Source organism: Flavobacterium sp. 270, assembly GCF_004368785.1.
In the GTDB taxonomy this organism is placed as follows: domain Bacteria; phylum Bacteroidota; class Bacteroidia; order Flavobacteriales; family Flavobacteriaceae; genus Flavobacterium.
Genome location: NZ_SODM01000005.1, coordinates 227,816 through 251,934, shown reverse-complemented (window position 1 = coordinate 251,934; position 24,119 = coordinate 227,816). Strand labels below are relative to the sequence as shown.

At 32.7% G+C, this 24,119-nt stretch carries 21 protein-coding genes; 5 read left to right on the top strand and 16 right to left on the bottom strand.

Going from position 1 to position 24,119, the window contains the following annotated elements; translation table 11 throughout:
- Positions 1–2: 2 nt before the first annotated feature.
- Together EV144_RS18400 and EV144_RS18395 are read left to right on the top strand one after the other, a co-directional pair.
- The gene (locus EV144_RS18400) at positions 3–782 is read left to right on the top strand and encodes a zinc ribbon domain-containing protein (RefSeq protein ID WP_134150616.1); all 780 of its coding nucleotides are present in this window, start codon (positions 3–5) and stop codon (positions 780–782) included.
- 175 nt (positions 783–957) lie between these two features.
- On the top strand, positions 958–1,815 hold the full coding sequence (locus EV144_RS18395; protein ID WP_134150615.1) for an alpha/beta fold hydrolase: 858 nt from the start codon (positions 958–960) through the stop codon (positions 1,813–1,815).
- A gap of 52 nt (positions 1,816–1,867) precedes the next feature.
- Here the strand turns inward: EV144_RS18395 and EV144_RS18390 are convergent, their stop codons facing one another.
- Complete coding sequence (locus EV144_RS18390) at positions 1,868–2,545, bottom strand: ArsR/SmtB family transcription factor (RefSeq protein WP_134150614.1); 678 nt, start codon at positions 2,543–2,545, stop codon at positions 1,868–1,870.
- Between the two features lie 75 nt (positions 2,546–2,620).
- On the opposite strand from EV144_RS18390, the gene EV144_RS18385 reads away from it, so the two are divergent.
- Genes EV144_RS18385 through rluF form a run of 3 tightly spaced genes read left to right on the top strand, consistent with a single transcriptional unit; the run spans position 2,621 to position 5,024 of the window.
- The gene (locus EV144_RS18385; protein WP_134150613.1) at positions 2,621–3,775 is read left to right on the top strand and encodes a cytochrome P450; all 1,155 of its coding nucleotides are present in this window, start codon (positions 2,621–2,623) and stop codon (positions 3,773–3,775) included.
- Positions 3,776–3,792: 17 nt separating this feature from the next.
- Positions 3,793–4,146 carry an antibiotic biosynthesis monooxygenase family protein gene (locus EV144_RS18380; RefSeq protein WP_134150612.1) on the top strand — a complete coding sequence of 118 codons (354 nt, stop codon included), beginning with the start codon at positions 3,793–3,795 and terminating at the stop codon, positions 4,144–4,146.
- A 41-nt stretch (positions 4,147–4,187) separates the two neighbouring features.
- Positions 4,188–5,024, top strand: a complete 837-nt coding sequence (rluF, locus tag EV144_RS18375; protein WP_134150611.1) for a 23S rRNA pseudouridine(2604) synthase RluF — start codon at positions 4,188–4,190, stop codon at positions 5,022–5,024.
- Between the two features lie 84 nt (positions 5,025–5,108).
- Here rluF and EV144_RS18370 read toward each other — a convergent pair whose 3' ends face one another.
- From EV144_RS18370 to EV144_RS18300, 15 genes are all read right to left on the bottom strand, one after another.
- A complete protein-coding gene (locus EV144_RS18370; protein ID WP_134150610.1) occupies positions 5,109–6,203 on the bottom strand; it encodes a glycosyl hydrolase family 18 protein in 1,095 nt (364 codons plus the stop codon).
- A 95-nt stretch (positions 6,204–6,298) separates the two neighbouring features.
- Positions 6,299–6,643, bottom strand: a complete 345-nt coding sequence (locus EV144_RS18365; RefSeq protein WP_134150609.1) for a mannan-binding lectin — start codon at positions 6,641–6,643, stop codon at positions 6,299–6,301.
- 333 nt (positions 6,644–6,976) lie between these two features.
- A complete protein-coding gene (locus EV144_RS18360) occupies positions 6,977–7,723 on the bottom strand; it encodes a LytR/AlgR family response regulator transcription factor (protein ID WP_134150608.1) in 747 nt (248 codons plus the stop codon).
- On the bottom strand, positions 7,716–9,449 hold the full coding sequence (locus tag EV144_RS18355) for a tetratricopeptide repeat-containing sensor histidine kinase (protein ID WP_243854704.1): 1,734 nt from the start codon (positions 9,447–9,449) through the stop codon (positions 7,716–7,718). Before EV144_RS18355 ends, EV144_RS18360 begins: the two co-directional genes overlap by 8 nt.
- A gap of 113 nt (positions 9,450–9,562) precedes the next feature.
- A complete protein-coding gene (locus EV144_RS18350) occupies positions 9,563–10,021 on the bottom strand; it encodes a hypothetical protein (protein ID WP_134150606.1) in 459 nt (152 codons plus the stop codon).
- Positions 10,022–10,314: 293 nt separating this feature from the next.
- Positions 10,315–12,222 (bottom strand): PQQ-binding-like beta-propeller repeat protein, encoded by a 1,908-nt coding sequence (locus EV144_RS18345; RefSeq protein ID WP_134150605.1) that lies wholly within the window; start codon positions 12,220–12,222, stop codon positions 10,315–10,317.
- A 155-nt stretch (positions 12,223–12,377) separates the two neighbouring features.
- Positions 12,378–13,778 (bottom strand): DUF4173 domain-containing protein, encoded by a 1,401-nt coding sequence (locus EV144_RS18340; RefSeq protein WP_134150604.1) that lies wholly within the window; start codon positions 13,776–13,778, stop codon positions 12,378–12,380.
- Positions 13,779–13,837: 59 nt separating this feature from the next.
- Positions 13,838–14,128 (bottom strand): winged helix-turn-helix domain-containing protein, encoded by a 291-nt coding sequence (locus EV144_RS18335; RefSeq protein WP_134150603.1) that lies wholly within the window; start codon positions 14,126–14,128, stop codon positions 13,838–13,840.
- Positions 14,129–14,133: 5 nt separating this feature from the next.
- On the bottom strand, positions 14,134–14,748 hold the full coding sequence (locus tag EV144_RS18330) for a hypothetical protein (protein WP_134150602.1): 615 nt from the start codon (positions 14,746–14,748) through the stop codon (positions 14,134–14,136).
- 425 nt (positions 14,749–15,173) lie between these two features.
- Positions 15,174–16,100 carry a magnesium transporter CorA family protein gene (locus EV144_RS18325; RefSeq protein ID WP_134150601.1) on the bottom strand — a complete coding sequence of 309 codons (927 nt, stop codon included), beginning with the start codon at positions 16,098–16,100 and terminating at the stop codon, positions 15,174–15,176.
- A 368-nt stretch (positions 16,101–16,468) separates the two neighbouring features.
- Positions 16,469–17,356 carry a bifunctional 5,10-methylenetetrahydrofolate dehydrogenase/5,10-methenyltetrahydrofolate cyclohydrolase gene (locus tag EV144_RS18320; protein ID WP_134150600.1) on the bottom strand — a complete coding sequence of 296 codons (888 nt, stop codon included), beginning with the start codon at positions 17,354–17,356 and terminating at the stop codon, positions 16,469–16,471.
- 146 nt (positions 17,357–17,502) lie between these two features.
- On the bottom strand, positions 17,503–18,855 hold the full coding sequence (gene ffh, locus EV144_RS18315) for a signal recognition particle protein (RefSeq protein WP_134150599.1): 1,353 nt from the start codon (positions 18,853–18,855) through the stop codon (positions 17,503–17,505).
- 353 nt (positions 18,856–19,208) lie between these two features.
- On the bottom strand, positions 19,209–20,891 hold the full coding sequence (locus EV144_RS18310; protein ID WP_134150598.1) for an MBOAT family O-acyltransferase: 1,683 nt from the start codon (positions 20,889–20,891) through the stop codon (positions 19,209–19,211).
- A gap of 1 nt (position 20,892) precedes the next feature.
- On the bottom strand, positions 20,893–22,311 hold the full coding sequence (locus tag EV144_RS18305) for a LysM peptidoglycan-binding domain-containing protein (protein WP_134150597.1): 1,419 nt from the start codon (positions 22,309–22,311) through the stop codon (positions 20,893–20,895).
- Positions 22,304–23,788: an SGNH/GDSL hydrolase family protein gene (locus EV144_RS18300; protein ID WP_134150596.1), complete on the bottom strand. Its 1,485-nt coding sequence runs from the start codon at positions 23,786–23,788 to the stop codon at positions 22,304–22,306. Before EV144_RS18300 ends, EV144_RS18305 begins: the two co-directional genes overlap by 8 nt.
- Positions 23,789–24,119 lie beyond the last annotated feature (331 nt).

Genomic DNA, 24,119 nt, shown 5'->3' with positions numbered 1-24,119 from the left:
ATATGACGAATACGAAAGAATTAAGTGTTGAGGACAAGTTAAGAGCAATATACGATTTACAGCTTATTGACTCTAGAATTGACGAGATCAGAAACGTAAGAGGAGAACTTCCTTTAGAAGTGGAAGATTTAGAAGATGAAGTTGCAGGTTTGAGCACTCGTTCAGAGAAACTGAAAGGTGAACTTGAAGTGGTTGAGGAGCAAATCAAAGCAAAGAAAATTGCTATTGAGGAGCATAAAGAGGTTATCAAAAAATACACAAAACAACAAGAATCAGTTCGTAACAACAGAGAGTTTAATTCTTTGACTAAAGAAGTTGAATTTCAAGAATTAGAAATTCAATTGGCTGAAAAGCAAATCAAAGAAATGAAAGCTTCTATCGAACATAAAAAAGAAGTTATTTCTAATTTAAAAGAAAAACTTGACGCAAAAAGTTCTCATTTAAAACATAAAAAATCAGAATTGGATGCTATTATGGCAGAAACTCAAAAAGAAGAAATCTTCTTATCTGAGAAGTCTGCTGAATTTTCAGCTCAAATCGAAGATAGATTATTAGCTGCTTATACAAGAATCAGAACTAGTGTACGTAACGGTTTGGCTGTTGTATCTATTGAAAGAGGAGCTTCTGCTGGATCTTTCTTTACAATTCCGCCTCAAACTCAGGTTGAAATCGCTTCTAGAAAGAAAATCATCACTGATGAGCACTCTGGAAGAATTTTGGTTGACAGCGCATTAGCCGAAGAAGAAAAAGAAAAAATGGAACAATTGTTCTCAAAATTCTAAATATCAAATCCCGATTTAATCGGGATTTTTTTTTTGAAATATTTTTTTCCACGAATTACACGAACTTTCACGAATTTTTAATTTGTTTCTAATTAGAATAGTAATTAGTGGAAATTCGTGTAATTCGTGGCAAACTTTTTTAGCAAGTTTTTTACCTTTAGAAAAAATTCAAGTTTTGGGACTAAAAAAAGGAATTCGTTTTATTACATTAAAATCGGTTGGATCGTATATTAATTTTTTAAGTTATGTTCATCCGCAGAAAGCTATTGAACTTTCGTATTCACTTTTTAGTCAGCCCAGAATTGGAAGATTACAAAAAGAAAGCTTACCAGAAATTCTTCAAAATACAGAAACTGAAACTTTTCATCATAACGAACACCATTTTCAGACGTATGTCTGGAAAGGAAATGAAACTAAAATTTTACTTGTTCATGGTTGGGAAAGTAATGCTGCACGCTGGCAGAAAACATTACCTCATCTTCAAAAATCAGGAAGTACAATTATCGCTATAGATGCTCCGGCGCACGGACAGAGCAGCGGTAAAGAATTTAATGTACCTCTTTACGCAGAATTCATTAACAAAGCGGTAGAAAAATATCAGCCGACTATTATTATCGGACATTCTATTGGCGGTGCTGCCTGTGTTTATCATCAATATTTATTCCCGAATACGAGTATCAGTAAAATGGTGATTTTGGGCGCTCCTTCAGATTTAAAAACGCTTATTGATAATTATATCTCGATGCTGAGTTTAAACACCAAAATGTTTTCGCTTTTAGAAAGTAAATTTATAAAACGTTTTAATTTTAAACTTACTGATTTTTCCGGACAAAAATTTGCTTCAGAATTTAGTATTCCGGGATTAATTGCACACGATGTTTCTGATAATGTAGTAGCATTTGATGAAGGCAAAAAAATTGCAAGCAACTGGAAAAACAGTCAATTTATAGAAACTAAAGGTTTAGGTCACGGCATGCATGATGATGAATTGTATGAGAAAGTGATTGAGTTTCTTTTTTCTGAAGGTTCATAGCCACAAAGGCTCAAAGGCACAAAGTTTTTTTCTGATAATCTGAGAAAAAAATCTAAATTACAATTTTAAAATATCGAAAAAGTTCTTTTTCTCCTTTTCCGGTGATTTGTATTGCTCTTGAATCTTTTGTTTTTCTTAGCCAATCGTCTGCAATCATTTTATCTAGTAGCGATGCTCCAACTGAGCCTGCGATGTGATTTTTTCTTTCGCTCCAATCTAGGCATGGTTTTAAAAATAATCTTCTTTGTTTTTTTATTTCTTCGAGATTAATTCCGAAGTCAGAAAACCATTTTTCTCCTTCCCTGCTTACTTCAAATTTATGGTCAGCATCTAGGATTATGTTTTGTTCTAAAAGACTTTCGGCGACAGCCACACCAATTTTTCCGGCTAAATGATCATAACAGGTTCTACAGTGTTTTATTGGCGAATGTTTATCAGTATTCTTTTTCTGCGAAAGCGCCGGCGGAGCTAAACTTGCCATCGATTCGATAACATACGCAACTTCTTTAGTAGAAAATCTATAGTATTTATTACGGCCTTGTTTTTCTACGCAAAGTAATCCAGCTTCTAAAAGTTTAGCCAAATGCATGCTTATATTTTGTGGAGAAGTATTTACTGCGATAGAAAGTTCGGTTGCTGTAAATGCTTTTCCGTCGAGCAAAGTCCACATTATTGCGGCGCGCGTTGGATCGCCAATTAAGGACGCTATTTTTATAAATTGATTTTCCATTTATGTAATCATAGTTAAATCTAAACTGAAGTATGGCATTGTAAAGTTAAATAACTTTGCTCAAAACAATATATCATGTCGTGTTTATTTCTACAATCTGAAATTGAAAATCCTTATTCTTTTTATCAGAAGATGATCGAAGAAAATCCTGTTTATTGGGACGAAGCAAACCAAATCTGGGCTGTTTATTCGTATGAATATTGTACCGCAATATTAAAAAATGAAAACGCACATATTCCGTCACTTCCGCAAGACGATAATCTTAATCGATATGGTTTGGCAATTATTAGCAATTTGGTTCGATTATCAAATGGAGTCGAACATGAAATTGCCCGAGAAACTGCGGTTGTTCTTTTTTCATTTATGAAAACGGTTGGAATAGATTTAATTTTAAAAGAATTACTTCAAAAAGAATCTACTAAAAATCAAGTAAATTGGGTTGATGCTGTCTGTAAAAAATTACCAGTTCTGGTGGTTTTAAAAAGCTTTGATTTTAACTCTGAAGATTCTCAGTTTATTTCAGAAAAAATAGCATTGTTTGTAAAAATTATGCAACCTAATAAAACTGCAGAAGATGTCGAATTGATAAATATACTTTCGGAAGCATTTTATTTGATTGTAGCAAAACATATTACTTCGCTTCCTTTTTATGAAACTTTGATTGGTAAAACTTCTTCTTCTTATAGTATTTCTTCAGAAGAAACCATTTCGCTTTGCGTTAGTAATTTAATTGGTTTATTAATTCAAAGTTATGATGCCGGGCGAGGAATTTTGAGTAATGCAACATTACAGATTTTTTCTAAAGAAAATATTTCTAATAATAAAATGGATAAAATCTGGATACAGAAAATGGTTGTTGAAACTTTACGTTTTGATCCGCCAATACATAATACCAGAAGAATTGCTGTAGAAGATATTCAGCTAAATGAATTTACAATCAAAAAAAATGATCTGATTTTGGTTGTTCTCGCAGGAGCAAATTATGATTCGAAACAATTTAAAAATCCGATGGTTTTTGATATTGAAAGAAATAATAATCACGAACATCTCACTTTTGGAATTGGCGGACATATGTGCCTTGCAAAACATTTTTCTGTATCTCTCGCAACCGAAGCTTTGTTTTATTTATTGACTAATTTTAAAAATATTTCGATTTTAGAAAACGAAATAGAATATGAACCTTTAATAAATGCCAGATTACCGAAAGCAATTTGGATTTCTCTTTTATAATTTTAAAACATAAAAACATGATAGCAGTAATTTTTGAAGTCATTCCGAACGAAGGAAAAAAAGAAGAATATCTGGATATTGCAGCAAAATTAAGACCTGAATTAGACAAAATTGAAGGTTTTATTTCTATAGAAAGATTTCAAAGTTTTAATGATCCAGAGAAAGTTTTGTCTTTGTCTTTTTGGAAAGATGAAGAAAGTATTCAGCAATGGCGCAATCTCGAAATGCACCGATTTGCACAATCAAAAGGTAGAAATGAAGTTTTTAAAGAGTATCATTTACGAATTGCAAATGTTGTTCGAGATTATGGAATGTTTGATCGCAAGGAAGCTCCAAGCGACAGCGTAGATTTTCACAAATCTAAAATCTAAAATCTGAACTCTAAAATTTAAATTTTGCCTACTTTTGCAGTATGGAAGAGAATTTAAAACGTCTTAATAAATTTATTGGAGAAACAGGTTATTGTTCTCGTCGTGAAGCCGATAAACTTATCGAAGAAGGACGCGTAACGATAAATGGTGTTGTACCGGAAATGGGAACCAAAGTTTCACCAAATGACGAAGTGCGTATTGATGGAAAACTGATTGTTGAGAAAAATGAAAAATTGGTGTATTTGGCTTTCAACAAACCTGTTGGAATTGAGTGTACTACCAATTTAGAAGTTAGAGATAATATTGTTGATTATATTAATTACCCAAAACGTATTTTCCCGATTGGAAGATTGGATAAAGCAAGTGAGGGATTAATTTTTATGACGAATGATGGTGATATTGTAAATAAGATTTTACGCGCCAGAAACAATCACGAAAAAGAATATACGGTTACGGTAAACAGACCGATTACGGATCGATTTATTGAAAGAATGGGAAATGGCGTTCCAATTTTGGATACGGTTACCCGTAAATGTAAGGTAGAACAAATAAGCAAATACACGTTTAAAATTATTCTAACGCAAGGTTTAAACCGTCAGATTCGTAGAATGACGGAATATTTGGGTTATGATGTAACGGCTTTAAAACGTATCAGAATTATCAATATTTCATTGGATGTTCCGGTTGGTCGTTATCGCGATTTGACGGAGGCAGAGATTAAAGAATTAAATCAATTAATTGAACCATCGAGCAAAACGGAAGAAGCGAGTTTACCAAAAGTAGAATCGCCAAAAACAACAGCGCCAAAAGCGCCTACTCGCAGAACAGAATTTATTTCGCCGCATGATCCTCGCTTTAAGAAAAAAGGAGATTATTAATCTTAAAGCTCTTTAATAAAACTAGAAAAGCCCTGAATAATCAGGGCTTTCTTTTTTAACAATTTATTTTACCAAAATAATTAATTATGGACAATTGGGTGTTTTATTCCAGTTTCCGTTACCGTTCCAATCGTTTACAAGACTTCCTAATAAATCTATATTAGATTGTTCCTGAAAAGCGTAAACCATAACTCCTTCATAGCCGTTTGTTTTTAACCACGAAACATCATCTGCCGGTGATGGCGAAGGCTGTCCAGACCAAAATCCGCACACTAAAGTATCTGTCGCCATTCCCAATGTGGTATAATCTGGAAGTCTATATTTAGGTGCTCCGCCATAACTCATTTCCCAGCCGTAAGTAAGATTATCTGCCAGTGTTTGGTTATTATACTTAGGAGTAAAATATTGATAATCATCAAACAATGCTTTAGAAATAATAATGTCCGGCATAAGCTGTTTCATTATTGTAGTTACGGTCACTAAAGACGAAGGATTTGGATTTGGATTATCGCTGTATTCATCGTCAATATCAATTCCATCCAAACCTAATCTGTCTACCACTTCCTTTAGCTGCTGAGCAAAGTTTGTCGCTGTTGTGGCATCAGGAAATTCAGACCAGCCTGTTCCATCATGATTATTTAAAAAGGTAAGCAAAACCGTAATGCCTTTTTTTTGTAATTTCTGAACAGCTTCGACAGTAAGCGCAGAATAATCAGAAGATCCAACTGCATAAGGATATCCATCCGGCACCTGCGTATTTGGCGCCAATTCTATCATGCCTGCGGGAAGAGGTTTTTTATTAATATTAGCCGCAAAAATACAAACTACATCTACTGCGGCATCCCCATCTGCCATAGTATAACATCCTGTTGTTTGTATTTTATCGAGGCTAACATATGCTACAGACATTCCTGTTTTTTCATAAGAATCACATTGTGGTGCACTTCCGTACCAAGGTTCTCCGCTAAAAAATACGGCATCTCCCGGATTAAAAATTCCTTTGTCTCCCAATGTTTCAAGAACCATATATTCTCTGCAAAAGAAAAAGAAAGTAATTTTAGGATTTTTTATAGCGATACGTTTTGCCATTTCGGGCGTACAATTTGGAACTTTTTTTATCAAAGTATTCCAATTTGCACCTTTAAACATTGCTACATCTGTTTTTTTTATCCAAGCCATCTTAGTTATATTTTTAGATTAATCTTTGTTTAAAAGCAAAAAACTAGAAATACAAAAAGCATTTCTAGTTTATTTTTTTTATGAATCAATTGGGATTAAAAAGTATATTTAATCTCAATTACACTCATTTGTCCTTCTACGATTGTAGACCATTGTCCTGTAAATTCAGCTCCGTAAGAAGCAGCTATTACTGAACCTACTTTTTGAGCTTCGTCATTACTCCAAAGCGGACCAGCTAAAACATTAGTTTTATACTCGTTTTTTCCACCATTTTTTACGCTAAGTTCAAGCTCAACTACACTCATTTGGCTTTCAACAACAGTACTCCATTGTCCTGTCCATTTACCTTGGTGTGCAGCTGCTACTAGAGGAGCTTTTTCGTTTGCGTCTTGTTGGTTCCAAATTGGACCTGCTGGGATATTAACTTTAAATGTTGCCATGATTTTGTATGATTTAAATTATTGATTTGTTTGTCTTACTCTTAAGGCTTTTCAGGTGCTCCTCGTTTTTTTTAAGTGGTTTCTGAACTCCACTTCGTAACTATCATAATAATAGTCAGTAGGTTACAAGAATTAAAGTGCTAGCTTTTTTAATTTCCTTTGGTAAAACTAAAACAGAAATCAGCTTAGGGACATAAAAATGGTATAAAGCTGAAAATCATTGTTATAGAACACAATAAATCAAGACATGAACTTTATATAGGAAAATTACTCAATAAAAAAATCCTTCTCGAAGGAAGGATTTTTTTATATTCTATAAATTTATTGTAATGGTTATTTTAGTATGTGAAAGTTTTTCACGAAGTCTTTGTATTTATCACTTAAGGTTATTTTATGGTTTCCCTTTAAGATTACTAAATTGTCGTTTACAACCAATTCCTCTATTTTACTGCTGTTTACAATATAATTTCGATGGGTTTGAAAAAATTTTGACGAATCTAAAAGATGCATAATTTTCGTCAACGATATTAAGATTACAAACTTATCCGTTTCCGTTATAATGTTACAATATCGATCTTCAACTTCAATGTAAACAATATCTTCTATGCGGACTTTTTTTAAGGCTTTGTTCTTTTTTATAAAAAAAGAGTCGTTGCTTATTACTGTATTTTGATCTTCGCTGTGAAATATATTAGGCTGTTCATAAAATTTTTCTACAGCCATTTCAAGCGCATATAAAATCTCGAGTTCATTAAATGGCTTTAATAAAAAACTGAATGGTTTAGTAAGTTTTGCCCTTTCAAAAATCTGACGATCTTTAGAACTTGTTAGAAACACAAAAGGTTTTACACTGTTTGGAACAATGTTTATGGTTTCTGCAAACATTATCCCATCTGGTTTTCCGTCCAGGAAAACATCAATAACCACTATATCAATCGCGTTGTTGTAAAACAATGCCAGCGCTTCATTGTAAGTAGTTGCAATTCCGACAATATTGTAATTATTTTCGACAAGTACTTTTACCAGCGCATCGCTTTCAGAAGCAGTGTCCTCAATAATCAGTACGTTTATATTATCCATGATTTTTAAACTTTTGTAATGCAATAATTATTTTTGTTCCGATGTTTTCTTCGCTTTCTATATCCAGCCTGCCGCCGTTTTTATGAATCATACTTTTGCATAACTGCATTCCTAAACCGGTTCCTATTATATCATCGTTTTTCTTTTTAGAAAGTAAAATGGTTTCTTTTAATAATTCTTCTCTGGTCGATTTACTCATTCCTAATCCGGTGTCTTCGATAACCAAATAGCAGAAATCTTCAGACGATGGACGTGTATAAATAGAAATTGATCCGTTTTCTTTTGAAAATTTAATCGCATTATCTAAAAAATTCCGAATCACAATTTTAAGCGAATCCAAATCGGCAAATACATATTCAGATGCAGCTACATCATTTTTAAAAATGATGTTTTTATTTAGCATTAATGGCTTATAATTATATTCAACATGCTGTACAATCGAAGCTAGATGTAATGATTCCTGATAGAAATAAGCTTGTTTAGTTTGCAGCAGTGCCCAATTAAGCAGATTATCTAACAGATTATAAGCTCCGTTCGCAATCGTACTATTGTTATGAAGTAATGTATCGAGTTCTTCAAAATTTTTGTTTTCCAGATTTTCCAACAACTTGCCGTTACTTGTTTTTAAGGCATTTACAGAAGATCGTAAATCATGACTTACAATAGAAAACAACTTGTCTTTTGTCGCGTTGAGTTCGTCGAGTTCGTTTTTCTGTTTTAAAATTATTTTGCTGTTCCTAATTTTTTGTCTGTAGAAGTAAACTCCCGTACCAAACAAAATCAACAATAAAACCGATGCAACCAGAAAGCCATTTCTCTCTGCTTCTTTGAGTTTGTTTTCGGCTTCGAGTACATTAACTTCTTTTTGTTTTTGTTTTATGGCAAACTTCTTTTCGAGATCTGCAATTGCCCAAACTTTGTTTTGATCGTTTAAAGAATCTTTCCAGATTTCATACTCTTTTCTGTAGGTTAAAGCCAAGGGGAATTTTTTTCTGTTTTCCTCTACCACAGCCATATTTAAGGTTGCATTTTGCTTTAATTCAAACGATTTTACTTTTTTTGATAGAGTATATGCTTTTTCAAAATAAGGTATTGCTTCATTATCTTTATACTGCGTATAATATAAATTAGCGATATCCATATAAGAACTTATGAGCATTAAAGTATCTTTTTGAGCCTTTTGCAACTCTGCACTTTTAAATAAATATTCTTCTGCTTTATCAAATTTTTCCAGATGCAAATAACATAATCCTATATTATGTAATGCATTACTTTTTTTAAAATCATACAATTCTTCTGGAAGTTTTTCAAGAATAACAAAATACTGCAATGCAAGTTTGTAATCATTTTGTTCTAGTGCTATTTCTCCTAAGCTGATTTTAACTCTATAATAAAATTCAAACTTATCAGATATTTTATTGAGTTCTTTTTTGGCTTCAAGAAAAAGTTTTTTTTCTTTAAAACTTCTGCCTCTTAAATAATGACAATAGTCTTTAAGTTCAGATTTTTTTCCGACATCCAATTGTTTCATAGAATAAACCAATGTCGAATCCCAGTTTTTCTTTATAAAAAATGATTGTGCTTTATTGAAATTACTTTCTGTTTTAAACTTTTTTGCAATCATTTTAATTTCGGTATCAATTTCTTTTTTTACAACATTTTTTTTTTGAGAAAAAAGAAGAAAAGGAACAAAAACACCAATTAAAACAGCTACTAATTTGGGCATAGTCATAACAATCTATTAGTGAAATTTTAAAAACGACAATAAGTTTTGCAACTTTAAAGTTTGAATTACACTTTAATATTGTTGCAAAACTTATTTATAACTTCAGAATAATACTAAGCAGGCTGAACAGTTGTTACTGTTCCTCTTGATGTAACAGGATCTATATCCCAAAGGAAAGTTTGAATTGTGCTTATTTTAGACAATGACCCATATGGTATATCAATGGCATTAAAAGCAACTTCGTAAATTAAAAAATCAGTCTCTTTTGTTTCTACTAAATCGTAAGATATAAAAAATTGCAGTTGTGGATTTCCGTTAAGATCAATGTAACAATTTTGATAGATACCGAAATCTAAATCCTTAGTTTCTTTTCTAGCTATAAAAATTACAGCTCTCACAAGAAGTTGATTTTCTTTAGTGTGATATGCCTCAACAAGAGGAGATAAAAGCATTCTGTCTGTTCTTTCCGGAAACTTTATCTTCCCTACGCTATCAGGACTTAATTTTACAGGCAAAAGAGTTCCTGGTGGGTAAATTTTTTCAATAGGTGAATTCAGGGTAATGTTTTTCATGGTATTTGTTTTTGGGTTATGTTTTTATGTGCCTTTCTTAAGAAATACCCCCCTTCATAAAAGTATAAACGGAGGAAAAAAAGAGACAAATCAATAGCTCCAAATATAGTAAAGATTTTCTTAATAACTTTTAGATAATTACAATTACATCATAAATTAACAATCATTTATTTATAAGATGATATTAAAAAAAGCACTAATACCAATAAAAATAAGGCTTTATAAATACTGAATGGCAAAAAAAATCCCATTCAAATTATGAATGGGATTTAAAATATTTAAAGAATTAATCTTTAGATTTTCTTATTGAAAATTCTTAATTCATTTTCAAAAACGTAATAGATTGACTGCGTTGCAGGGTCAATTTCATAAATCGGACGCATGTTCTCGAAAAGAATTTTATCTAATTCTGTTCCGTCTTCTTTTTTCACTTTAACTAAAACTTTCTTTTTAGAAGTTTCATCTTTAGCAAAAATATAAGAGAACTCACGATTTTGTTTCATTGCATCAAAACGTTGTGAAAATCTACCAGCCATATTAGCTAATACTGCAGATCCTGCTGCTTGTTTTGCTGCTCTGTTTAGTTGCTTTTGGTTTTTTTGTTTGAAAACCCCAGCATCTCTTTCCTGTCCTGTTGCGGGATCAATAGTAACCATTCTCCACTCAGAACCTACTACTGCATTATAACTTGCAGAAACTCCAAGACCAATAGATCCTGCAGTACTTAATGCTTGTCCCCAAGCTCTACCGCCGTCACCTGGCTGTGTGTAAACTTTTTGGTATAAAACTTTACCATCTTTACTTACTCCCATAACTTCTGTTGGACCAGAAAGTGCAACTCCCCAAGAAAACAATTCGATAGAATTTAATTCTTTTTCTTTTTTGATGTTTACTTTAGCGAATGGATCTGGTTTGTCTGCTACAGTAGTATTAAATTTAAAAAGCTTCTCGTCGTTGTAAACTAAAAACTGATTTTCTTCTTCATCAAAAACGCTTAATAACGGACGGTCTTTATCAAATTTCAAGTTTCCTCTCCATAATTTTTTTCCAGATTTGTAATCTACCATGTTACCGTAAGTAGCTGTTAAGTATAAAACTTTATCATCTACTTTTCCTAAATATTCAATTGCATCTTCTTTATCGTCTGAAATTTCGATAAAGTTTTTCCACTTTTTCTGACCGTCTTTATCGATAAGCATCATTTCGTTTTCTGCCACATAAAGATAATCTCCATCAATAGCAATTACTCTTTTCAATCCGTCGCCGCGAGCGTCTTTTTTCCAAACTTTACTTCCGTCTTTTAGGTTAAAAAAGTTGAATCCGCTGTTGTGCGCAACTAAAATTTTATCTCCCCAGTCTTCTACATAAACAATCCATTTTGTTTTAATAGCATCTTCCCAGATTGGTTTTCCTGTTTCTGTATCTAAAACATTTAAATATTGTTTTGTAGACAACATTCCTTTGCTGTTTACTACAACTAAGTTTTTATTGTTTTGCGTTGGGAAAACTTTTGTGTACTCAATATCTCCAACCCATTTTAATGCTCCAGATTTTCTGTCTATAGCAGAAAGTTTTCCTAAATAAAGCGAATAAATTGTATTATCACTTACTTCTGCATCGTTAGAAAAGTTAGCTTTAAAAGTAAACATTGTTGCAAATGTACTTTTCGCTTCACCTTGATCTGTTTTCCAGATTACGTCTCCAGTATTTAAATCGATCAAAGATGCGATTACTCTTCCGTCTTCAATACCTTTTACTAAGTACTCATTTTGAGCATATAAAAACTGACTGTTAAAAACAGTATATTTATAATTAGCCGAGTTGTAAACTACTTTTCCATCTGCAGTATTGATTAATACTGTTTTGTAGTTTACCAAAGCTTCTACATAAGGAGTTCCTTCAATACTTTTTAAGATTCTTTTGCTGGCAAATAAGTTATCTGTATCAAATTTACTTATTGCTTCAAGCGCTGTAGCATTACCTACTTCTTTGTTAGCATCAAAATTCCAAATTTCTGCTTTCGTTTCAGGGCTGATTCCTTTTACTACGTTACCTTCTTTTATTACAAAGATTCCTGTAATTGAGTTTTGGGTTAAATCTTCAATTTTCGAATTCATTTTTATAACTTCATCTGCAACTCTCTGGGAAAAACCAGTATAGCCAACTAAAGTCAAAAAAAATACAAACATGATTTTTTTCATAGTTTCATGGGTTAAAATTTAATTTATTTCTTATTTATGGTGCGACAAATATCTCACATTAGCACTTAATAAACAAGATGATTCATAAAAAAAATCTGTCTAAATATAAGTTAGAAAAAACCTAAAATTTTACTATGAAAATATTAATTCTGATTCTATTTTTTATCGTTCAGACATTCGTAATACAAGGCTTTTGACAAGAATGAAGTATTTTGATAGTTTCTTATTTTTGTTTCTTTCTGGTTGATTAGCAATGGCTGATCTATATTATGAGATAAAAAATAGGCTCTTCGGGCATCGTCATTAAAATCTAAACGGGTTAAAAATCCCGGATCTAAACCTTTATTAACAGCGATGTTATAATTTGTAATTAAATTTCCCCAATTTACAAAACTACACAAAAGCAATGTTCCGTAGAAATACCAAATCATTTGATTAAAAAGATAGGCGTTTGTTTTTTGTTTTGTAATTTTTATAAAAGTATATACCAATCCAATTATGGCTAAAGTTAAGAAAGCATATACACCTAACCTTTTGTATGTTAAACCATAAAATGAAACATACTCTGAGTTCTTAATAAAGGTGCTCACGATTAAAATTCCATTTAGAACAATCCAGATTTTAGCTAATTTTTTAAGTGTCGCTGCTTTTTCATCAAAATTAAAGCTTCCTTTAAAATAAAACATGATCACTCCAACTGCCATAAGAATTGAGAAAATTACTGAATTTACTCTTTCATGAGTTGCTGCACTCAATTTTGACATTGCGATTGATGCGTCTTTTGCTTCAAAAAATTGTTCGTAATTATAGACTGCTATAAAAACTACTAGCAGGCAGTTTAAAAGCAATAAAGTAATCTGACCGCTTTTTCTTTCGAAGTCACGATCAAGAAACGAAAAGGTATTTTCTTCGCTGTTTTTTTCTAAGATATTAAAGTCATTATTTAATTTAGAATTATACTCATAAGAAAGATCCGGCACCCAGTAATTCCAGAAATTGAATGAAATGAAAAAACCAAAAATTACAATTCGAATTAATTCTAAGATATCGATGTCTAAAGTGTAATCTGTAAATAATGATGAGAAATGATCACTTCCAAAAGAATACACTATCACGAACAATCCCAAAAATATTGCCGGAATCATAAAGTAAGCGATTAATTTTTTGGCAAAATTATTTTCGACTTTTCTTTTAGGAAGCCATTGGCTGAACAAGAAAACGCGTCCTAATGAAGCAAATGGATTTATAAATGCTATTGGAAAAACCTGTATTAATTTAAGTTCGTTTTCTTGTGTTTTAAACTGTAAAAAAACAACAGATAGTGCAATTGCCGCAAAAGAAGCAAAATCACCATACCAAGCAAATGCAATACAAGACAACGCCGATGTAACGACTAAAATAAGATGCAGACGATCTGTAAACTTATCCTGAAAATAATAAGAAATCAGACCTGTTAAGATCAATCCGAAGACAGCGAAATTAATTCCTACTGATTCGTTGTAAAAAAGCAGTGCAAATACAATACTGCTGACTAAGATAAAATGTATTTTTTTCATGATTTAAAATTTTAAAAGTACTTTGTATTTCAAAGTTTTTAGATAAAAAAATTTAGTTGTTAGAATTTCATTAATTTTTCAAGACTATTTAAATGCTCTTTAAAAGCGGCGCGCCCAAGATCGGTAACTTTATAAGATGTTTTTGGTTTTTTGCCCACAAACTCTTTTTTAACTTCAATATATTGTGCTTTTTCAAGCGCAGAGGAATGACTTGCTAAATTACCGTCTGTAATATTCAAAAGCGTTTTCATTTCGGTAAAGTCAATCCACTCATTTACAATCAGAATAGACATTATACCTAATCTGACACGGCTTTCGAAATCTTTATTTAATTTATCAATAATCCCCATTGATTTTATTTATATTTTTTGAACATTATTAGTCCATACAAGATATGCAAAACACCAAAACCTATGATCCAAAAAATTAATCCATATCCAATAAAAAATAGAGAAATCGCTCCTAAAATAAGCTCGCTAAACCCTAAATATTTCACATCTGAAAAAGTATATTTCTCGGCATTTATAACTGCTAATCCGTAAAAAATTAAAGTTGTTGGCGCAATCAGACCATAAATTTGATGGTACAATAATGCCAGACAAAATATTGCTCCTACTGTAAGTGGAACGGCTAAATTAAAAAGCATTTTTTTTGTTGCAGAAGTCCAGATTGGTAAATCGTATTTTTTGCTTTTTCTGATTGTAAAGAAAATTCCAAATGTCAAGGCAAATACCAAAATTACGAATGCCGTTAAAAGCAAATCAGAAATCAAAGGAACTGAAAGTACCAGATTTTTATCATCAAAATATTCAATTCCGTTTAAGCGAAACAATTGATAAGCGTACAATCCGCCAATCAAAGCAGACAGACCTGCAAAAACTCCAGAGAGTCCGCTTAGTGATATAAATCTTGAAGAGCGTTCCATCATAGAACGAATGTGTGCTAAATCTTCTTGGTGCTTCTGATTCATAAATAAAGTACTTTGAAGTACAAAGTTATATTTTATTTTGAATTGACAAGTATAAAATTGAATTTATTTTTAAAGGATGCTTATTTATACCCACAAGGTTTTGGAAACCTTGCAGGAATGAAGAGGTGGTTTATTTTTGTCAGGCTGAGCGGAGTCGAAGCCCCGTTCCAATTGGCACGCCCTTCGACTCCGCTCAGGAGGACATAGCAATCGTATATTTTTTGTTTATTAATGCAACGTTTGCTTGCGTGAGGGATAGGAGCTGGCTACCGAAGTAGCGCGGATAGCCCGACCCTATTTGCGAAAGGCGCTTGTATGCGGCCAGATTGGAGCGCCTTTTGCAAATAGGGTCACGCCCAAAGTATATAAACGAAAAGCCTATTCGATTGAATAGGCTTTGTTTATATTAAATAGTTTTGTTTAAATTAAAACCATCTTCTGCGTTTGAATAACAACACGCCAAAAACTGATAAAATAATCGAAACGAGAAGCAAAATCCAGATTCCGTATTTGCTTTCTTCTAAACCGTTTGGTACGTTCATTCCGTACAAACTTGCAATAAGTGTTGGAATCATTAAGATTATTGAAATTGATGTCATCTGTTTCATAATATTGTTCATATTATTTGAAATTACAGAGGCATACGCGTCCATCATTCCTGTTAGAATGTTGCTGTAAATATTGGCTGTGTCTTGTGCCTGATTTAGCTCGATTTCTACGTCTTCTAATAATTCTGAATCGTAATTTGCTTTGTGCGCTTTGAGATTTTTTATTCTTTGAAATAAAACATCGTTTGCTTTTAGCGAAGTGATAAAGAATACGAGACATTTTTCTATTTGAAGTAATGCCTGAAGTTCTTCGTTTTTAATGGATTTTTCTAAATTGTCTTCGGCAAGTTTTATCTTTTGATTGACTTGTTTAAGGTACTTTAAATACCAAACACTTGATGAAAGTAATAATCTGAGAACTAAATTAAAATTGTCTTCTATTTCGATGTTTTTGCGCTGTGAATACTGTACAAAATCTGCAATTATTTCTGTTTTATAAAAACTGATGGTTACGCAGATATCTTCTTTAAAAATGATTCCGAGCGGTGCGGTTTGAAAAGGAAGTTTGATATCGCCGCTTTTAATGGGAATGCGCATGATGATCAAAGTCCATCCTTCTTCGACTTCGATACGTGGTCTTTCGTCAACGTCTTCGATGTCATTGTAAAATGCTTCGGGAATTTGAAGTTCTTCTAGTAAATATTTTTTTTCTGTTTCAGTTGGAGACTCGATGTGAATCCAGCAGTTAGAAGTCCATTTTGGGATTTCTGTCAATCCGTTGTTGTTTGTGTAAAAGGCTTTCATTTCTAAATACTACGTGTTTATTGCAGCATCTTGAAATTTCAATTGCTGCTTTTAATTAAATACTAACGAATAATAATCGTCCATTTGGAGAAGTGTTTTTTAAGTGGTGCAAAAGTATCTTATATTTTTTGAAACTAAAATTTTAAAGTATTAATTAAATATTAAAACAAAGCGGATCATTATTTTAAACACATAGATTCATAGATACACTAGTTGTATAAGGCATTTCATTTGCGTCAATTCACATAGCTATTTTTTGTATTCTTATTTAAGACAAATAAAATCTATGATGCTATGTGTTAGAAATATTAGCAAATAAAAAAGCCTGCTCAACAGAACAGGCTTTGTAAATATATTTTGAGCCACAATTATTTGTTTCTTGCGGTTCTCATTTTGCGTGCTAAAAGTGTATTTTTAAGTAACATTGCAATTGTCATTGGTCCTACTCCACCTGGAACTGGCGTAATAAATGATGCTTTTTTGCTTACTTCATCAAAATCAACATCTCCTTTTATTACATAACCTTTTGAGTTTGATGCATCGTCAACTCTTGTAATTCCAACGTCGATAATTACAACTCCGTCTTTTACCATATCTCCTTTTAAGAATTCTGGAACTCCTAAAGCAGTGATAATGATATCGGCATTTTTAGTAAATTCTGCTAAGTTTTTAGTACGGCTGTGCGTCAAGGTAACTGTAGAGTCACCTGGATTTCCTTTACGGCTCATTAAAATACTCATTGGACGTCCTACGATATGGCTTCTTCCGATTACAACGGTATGTTTTCCTGCAGTTTCTACTTTGTAACGCTCTAACAATTCCATAATTCCGAACGGTGTTGCTGGAATAAAGCTTTCCATTTCAAGTGCCATTCTTCCGAAATTTGTTGGATGAAAACCATCTACATCTTTCTCTGGATCGATTGCTAATAATATTTTTTGCTCGTCGATGTGTTTCGGTAAAGGTAACTGCACGATATATCCGTCTAGATTATCGTCTTCGTTTAATTCTTTAATTTTAGCAAGTAGTTCGTCTTCTGTAATAGTTTCCGGCAGACTTACCAAAGTTGAATCAAATCCGATTTCCTGACATGATTTTACTTTACTTCCTACGTAAGTTAAACTTGCTCCATTAGTACCTACCAAAACGGCTGCTAAATGAGGTACTTTTCCTCCTGCACCTTTTATGGATTGAACTTCGGCTGCAATTTCGTTTTTAATGTCGTTAGATGTTTTTTTACCGTCTAGTAGTTGCATTTTGTTGTTTCAGGTTTTATTTTGTTTCAAGTTTTTTTGTTTCAGGTTTCAGGTTTTACTTTGAAAACGAAACTATGTTATCGAAAAAAGTTTCAAATTTCAGTCTCATAACTTGAAACCTGAAACTTGAAACTTTTTAATTTATTTTATCTCGGCATTCCGCCTGGCATTCCTTTCATGCCTCCCATCATTTTCATCAGGTTTTTTCCGCCCGGACCTTGCATCATTTTCATCATCTTGCTCATTTGGTCAAACTGTTTCATTAACTGGTTTACCTGCTCGACTTTGGTTCCGGAACCTTTTGCGATTCTGGCTTTTCTTTTTACGTCGATTATAGATGGTTTACTTCTTTCTATTGGCGTCATCGAGTGGATGATTGCTTCGATATGTTTGAAAGCATCATCTTCGATTTCTACATCTTTCATCGCTTTTGAAGCTCCTGGTATCATTCCTACCAAGTCTTTCATATTACCCATTTTTTTCACTTGCTGAATCTGCGTAAGGAAATCATCAAAACCAAATTCGTTTTTAGCGATTTTCTTTTGAAGTTTTCTTGCTTCTTCTTCGTCAAATTGTTCTTGCGCTCTTTCTACAAGAGAAACAACGTCTCCCATACCAAGAATACGTTCGGCCATACGATCTGGATAGAAAACATCAATTGCTTCCATCTTCTCACCTGTACCTACAAATTTGATTGGTTTGTTTACAACCGATTTAATCGAGATTGCTGCTCCACCACGAGTATCACCATCTAATTTCGTTAAGATAACTCCATCAAAATTCAAGATATCGTTGAAAGCTTTTGCTGTGTTTACAGCATCTTGTCCTGTCATAGAGTCTACAACGAACAATGTTTCTTGTGGCTGAATTGCTTTGTGAACGCGTGCAATTTCGTCCATCATTTCCTGATCAACTGCTAAACGTCCGGCTGTATCGACAATAACTACGTTGAAATCGTTTGCTTTGGCATGTTTGATTGCGTTTTGAGCAATTTCTACAGGATTTTTGTTTTCTGGTTCTGAGTATACCTCAACACCTATTTGATCTCCAACTACATGCAACTGGTTTATCGCCGCAGGACGGTAGATATCACACGCTACAAGAAGTGGCTTTTTGTTTTTCTTTGTTTTTAGGAAATTAGCTAATTTTCCTGAGAAAGTAGTTTTACCAGAACCCTGAAGTCCTGACATTAAAATAATACTTGGATTTCCAGAAAGATTAACTCCTGCTACATCTCCACCCATTAATTCAGTAAGTTCGTCTTTTACTAACTTTACTAATAATTGTCCTGGCTGTAATGTTGTTAAAACGTCCTGTCCAATTGCTTTTTCTTTTACTTTGGTTGTAAAATCTTTGGCAATTTTAAAGTTAACATCGGCGTCTAATAAGGCACGACGAACTTCTTTTAAGGTATCGGCAACGTTTACTTCTGTAATTTTCCCGTGTCCTTTTAATATATGGAACGCTTTATCTAACTTATCACTTAAATTATCAAACATACTATTTTCTTTATTTGAGGAGCAAAGATAATCTAATTAGATATTTTAGGCAATTTATTTTTAAGGTTCATAGCCACAAAGTTGCAAAGGCACAGAGTTTTGTTTGCCACAAAGGCACTAAGACACAAATTTTCTCAATTACTAAATTACAAAGTTTCTTTCACGCAGATTTAATAGATTTAGGCAGATTATTTTTGGCTTTCAAATTAAAGATATGCTTTATCTGCTTTAATCTGCAAAATCTGCGTGAAACAAAAAAACTTTGTGCCTTAGCGCCTTCGCGGCTAAACAAAAAAAAGCGCAAAGAGAATAAACCTTTGCGCCTTTGTAACTATGAATCTTTGCAGCTTTGACTAAAATTGAAAGTATATAAAAGGTTGTGAACCGGCAACAGATGTTGCATAAACGATCCAGTAAACGAAGCCTAAGATTATTGCTTTTACTACTATTGGTGTTTTGTCAAAAATAGATTTCATTCCGTTTGTGAAAGTCTCCGGAAGGAAATGCCAAACATAACCAAACAACATTAATAAGAATACATTTTTATACCCAATTACAATTGTTTTCCAGTTTTCTGGTTCAAAGGTTAATTGTCCGATATTGTTGATTACTTGTAAGGCCGTTTCAAAATCTCTGGCGCGGAAAAAGATCCAGCAGAAAACTACAAAATGGAATGTTATTACAATTGAAATAAATCTCCAAAAATAATTTGGTCTTCCTTCTTTTTTGGAAGGGAAAAATTCTGTGAAGATTTTGTGTACTGCTAAAGCTAATCCGTGAAGTGCTCCCCAAACAATAAACTGCGCTCCTGCTCCATGCCATAATCCGCCAAGAAGCATTGTGGTAAACAAATTAAAATTGGTTACTGCTGTTTGTTTTCTTTTATTCGAAAGTAAAAATGACAAACAGAAAAGTGTGATTCCGGCAAATGCAATTATTAACGGAATTATACTCGTAGTATAACTTGCCATTCCCCAAAGTAATAATCCGAAGAAGAATAAACTTGGGAATAGAAATCCTGCGAATGATCCTTCGCGGTTTCCTCCTATCGAAATGTATAAAAAGTCTTTTAACCAAGTCGATAACGAAATGTGCCATCTTCTCCAGAAATCGGTAATCGAAGTTGATTTATAAGGTGTTCTAAAGTTGGTTGGCAATTTAAATCCTAATAATAAAGCGATCCCAATTGCCATATCTGAATATCCGGAGAAATCACAATAAATCTGAATAGCGTATCCGTAAGAAGCCATTAAGTTTTCAAACGAAGTGTAACTCATCGGCGTATCAAAAACACGATCTACGAAGTTTACGGAGATATAATTGGAGATTACAGTTTTTTTGATTAAACCTCCAATAATAAGAAACAACGCATTGTTTACATCTTGTCTGGTAAGGTTTAGTTTTTCGTAAATCTGCGGCAGGAAATCTTTTGCGCGCACAATTGGCCCGGCAACTAACTGCGGAAAAAAAGAAACGAAAAATAAATATTCGATATAGTTTTTTGTTGGCTTAATTTCTTCACGATAAATTTCAATAATATAACTCATCGATTGAAAAGTATAAAACGAAATTCCAACTGGAAGAAAAACATCATGAAGCTTAAAATTACCATGAAACATATCATTGTAGGTAAAAATCAGGAAGTTCATGTATTTGAAATATCCTAGTAATGCTAAGTTTAGAATAACACTTATTACAAGATATATTTTCTTGACATTGTCTTTCTTCTGTCTGTAAATAACCTGGCTTAAGCCATAATCTACAACAGATGAAAGTAACAACAACAAAAAGTAAATACCGCTTGACTTGTAGTAAAAGAAAAGCGAGAAAAGTATAACGTAGGTTAATCTTAAATAAAATGTTTTGCGTAAAAAAGCATACACAAAATAGAATACTAGAAATAACCCTAAAAATAAACCGGTATTAAATAATAATTTTTCGTCTGGATTATAAATAAACCAGCTTTTAACTTGTTCTAATGTAACTGTGCCAAAATTTTGAACAAACCAATTATTAATGCTATCAACTGTTATCAACTTATTTTTTTAATTTAAAATTATCGTATGCTTTTAAAAATGCCTCTGTAAACAAGTTCCCTTGTTTTTCGTATCCTTTTTTAGAATAATGAACAAAATCTGGCCCGATTATTCCTTGAGCTCTTAATTGTCGAACTCCTTCTGTACCTCCAAATTCATCGTATAAATCCCAAACTGCAAAACCATCTGTTTTGGCTGTTTCAATGATGTCTTTAGTATAATTGTGAATGTATGTATTCGGCTTTCTTCTAAGCAGAGATGGCGCTGGCGTCACAACAATTATCGGAACGTTTATTCCCTGAGCTTTTATATTACTTATAAACTCCCTTAAGTGTCTAATATAATTTTCTGATTCTAAATGCTCATAACTTTCATTTGTTCCCAAAGAAAAAACAAGAAGATCAGCATGTAACGCTTTTAGCTGCTCAAAAAACAAAGGATATTTATTGTAATCTGAGAATTTGGCTCCGTTTACTCCAATACTGCTGTAAATTAAACCCGGAGAATCTTTTTCTAAAACGAGTCCGTTAAGTTCGTAATTGGAAGCACTTTTATTCGGAATCAGAAAAATTCTATCTAATGCTTTGTCTGAATTATAATAATGAGAAAAAGAATCGGATTCTACATTTAAGGAAACAAATTCTGAAAGTGCAACGGTTCTTGCTCTTGTTTCGTTTGTTGTGATTTTCAGCGTTCTTCCTGCACGAATCGCATCTGATTTTAAACGATTGTCTCTTTTTATTTCTGAAACTGAAATGTTGTATTTGTCTGCAATGGTAGAAAGTGCTTCTCCTTTTTTTATTTTATGTTTTATAACTTTACGCTCTGTGGTCTGAATTTTATTGGTTTGAGATGAAGTTGCCAAACCAAACATATCCTGATTCTGAGGCGTTATAATTTTAATGGTATTAAATTTATAAGCCGGATCTTTTATATTCATTTCTAAAGCAAAACTGCCGCTTTCTCTCCATAGTGCAATTCCGCTTAAACCAACCGGGTTATTTCTGAATGGAAGAATGTTTCGATAATTTTCCCAAGTTTTATTAGAACGAAAACGTTCATTATAAGAACCATTTGTTTTAGCCAGCTGATACGGAAATACAAAACCACGGCCTCCATTTCCAAATTGCTGCTGCAATTTTTTTCTAATTTCATTGGTCATTAAATCTCCCTGAATATGAGAGTCTCCGATATGAACAATGTTTATTTTGTGATTGTTCTGGCTTTCGTTATTTTTTAATTTCTCAAAAAAGTTTTCTAATACTTTCGCATTATAAATCTGATCTTCAGAAAAAGAGTCAACTGCTACTGTATCGACTTTATGAACCATACTTTTTGTTATTGGATGTGAATCTTTCTGTTGGTTTTCATCATTTGCTGAGAAAAAAAAGCAACAAAAGAAAATAATAAGTTTATTCATTTACACTATCTTTTTGCACAGAGACGGAATCTGCATTAGTATTTCGCGACGCTCTTCGTCTATTCGAATCTGCATCTCTTTTCTGGCGGAGTTCTTTATATTGTTCGTATCCTTTATTCAACTGATCGTACAATAGTTTACCAATTGCTTTTGCACCACGCTGGTTAAAGTGTGTATAATCTTTATTGGCTCTGGCCGGAGATTCATCAACCCATTTTACCATAGATCCGTCGCCGCCCATTAAGGTATATAAATTTACAAATCCCGATTCCGTTTCCAATGCATATTTCTTCTGTGCTTTCATCAAAGGAACAACGGCAGAATCGGTTTTCATTTCCTGTTCGTATTTGGTTGATTTATCTGCTGTTGAAATAATCAAAATAGAAACTCCCGGAAACGATTCTTTTATTTTGTTTACCACTTTGGTCATTCCTTTTTCATACCAAAAATAATTCTTTGTTCCGTAATTCAATACGTTGGTTCCGTAATGCAGAATTACCAAATCATATTTTAAACTATTATTAAAAGCTTGCATTACGCTGGCATCAAACATAGAAATAGGAAGTCCTGAATTTCCTCTTTGTGAGAAGTTATCAACGTGTACACCGCTTCCGTTATCAAAATTAAATCCATAAATCGGAATTGAATCTGCCTGAACGAAGTTTGCTTTAAATGCTTTTAAACTTCCTGAACTTACTTTTAAAGTATTCACTAAATTATTCGGAGCAAGACTTTTTTTCAAAGTATCTTTTCCGATAATAAAATTGACTTTTCCTTTTTTGGATGATCTTCCGTAAAATAAAGTCGGATTATCTAATGCTGTAGAATATTTATTGGTTCCTGCTTCGTACTGAACCCAAGTCGAATTTGATTTATCATTAGCAAAAAACACGTGTCCGTTTACTCCAAAAGGACTTATAGGTCGTTTTACATTTAAATACGACTGCATTTTCCAGTTTTTAGAATATACCGATTTTACAGAACCTCTAGAAGCTGCAGATTCTGAAGTTATAGAAACAAATCCAACTCCGTTTCCTCCAAAACGTTCCTGATAATTGGTGCGGACATCCTGTACGATTAAATCTCCATCGGTCATAGAATCTCCGTAATAAGCGATTCTTACTTTTGACTCTGGATTTTTTTCGAGCTGATATAATTTTTCGTAAAACGAAATCAGATATTGATAGCCTTTATAATTATCAAAGGTTTCAGATGGAAATTCAATTCCTTCTGTGGCATCAAACGATATTTTCTCTTTTCCAAGTTGACGTTCAGCTTCTAAAAGGCTGTCGCTTTCTGTAGCTGCAGAATCTTTTGCAACCGACTCTAATAACAGGCTGTCTATTAATACATTTTTAGAATCTAATTTACTATCTGAAAATATTTTATCCGGAAGGATTTGTTTAAATCCAATGAAGGCTATAAATGCCAATGCAACAATTGCGAAAGACTGAAAGAAATAAGACTTTGTATTCACTTAATGATTATGATTTTTAAGAATGGAATTAACGAAAAATTAAAACATTTAAAATTCTTGTTAATTCCTTAACAGGAAATTTGTGCAAAGATAGAATTAAACATTTATTTCTAATTCATTTTAACAATAAACTAAAACAAAAAAAGAGGTTAGACAAATCTAACCTCTTTATCAAAAAAAAATAAAAAAAACAAAGCTAATGATTAACTAAAATTTTGAAGCCTGCCTGTGTATTACATTGGTCTTATGGCTCTTGATTTGAGACTAAAGTCATTACGATTCATTGAATCGTGACCTTTTCCCGAATCAAAAATTCTTATTATTTTTAAAT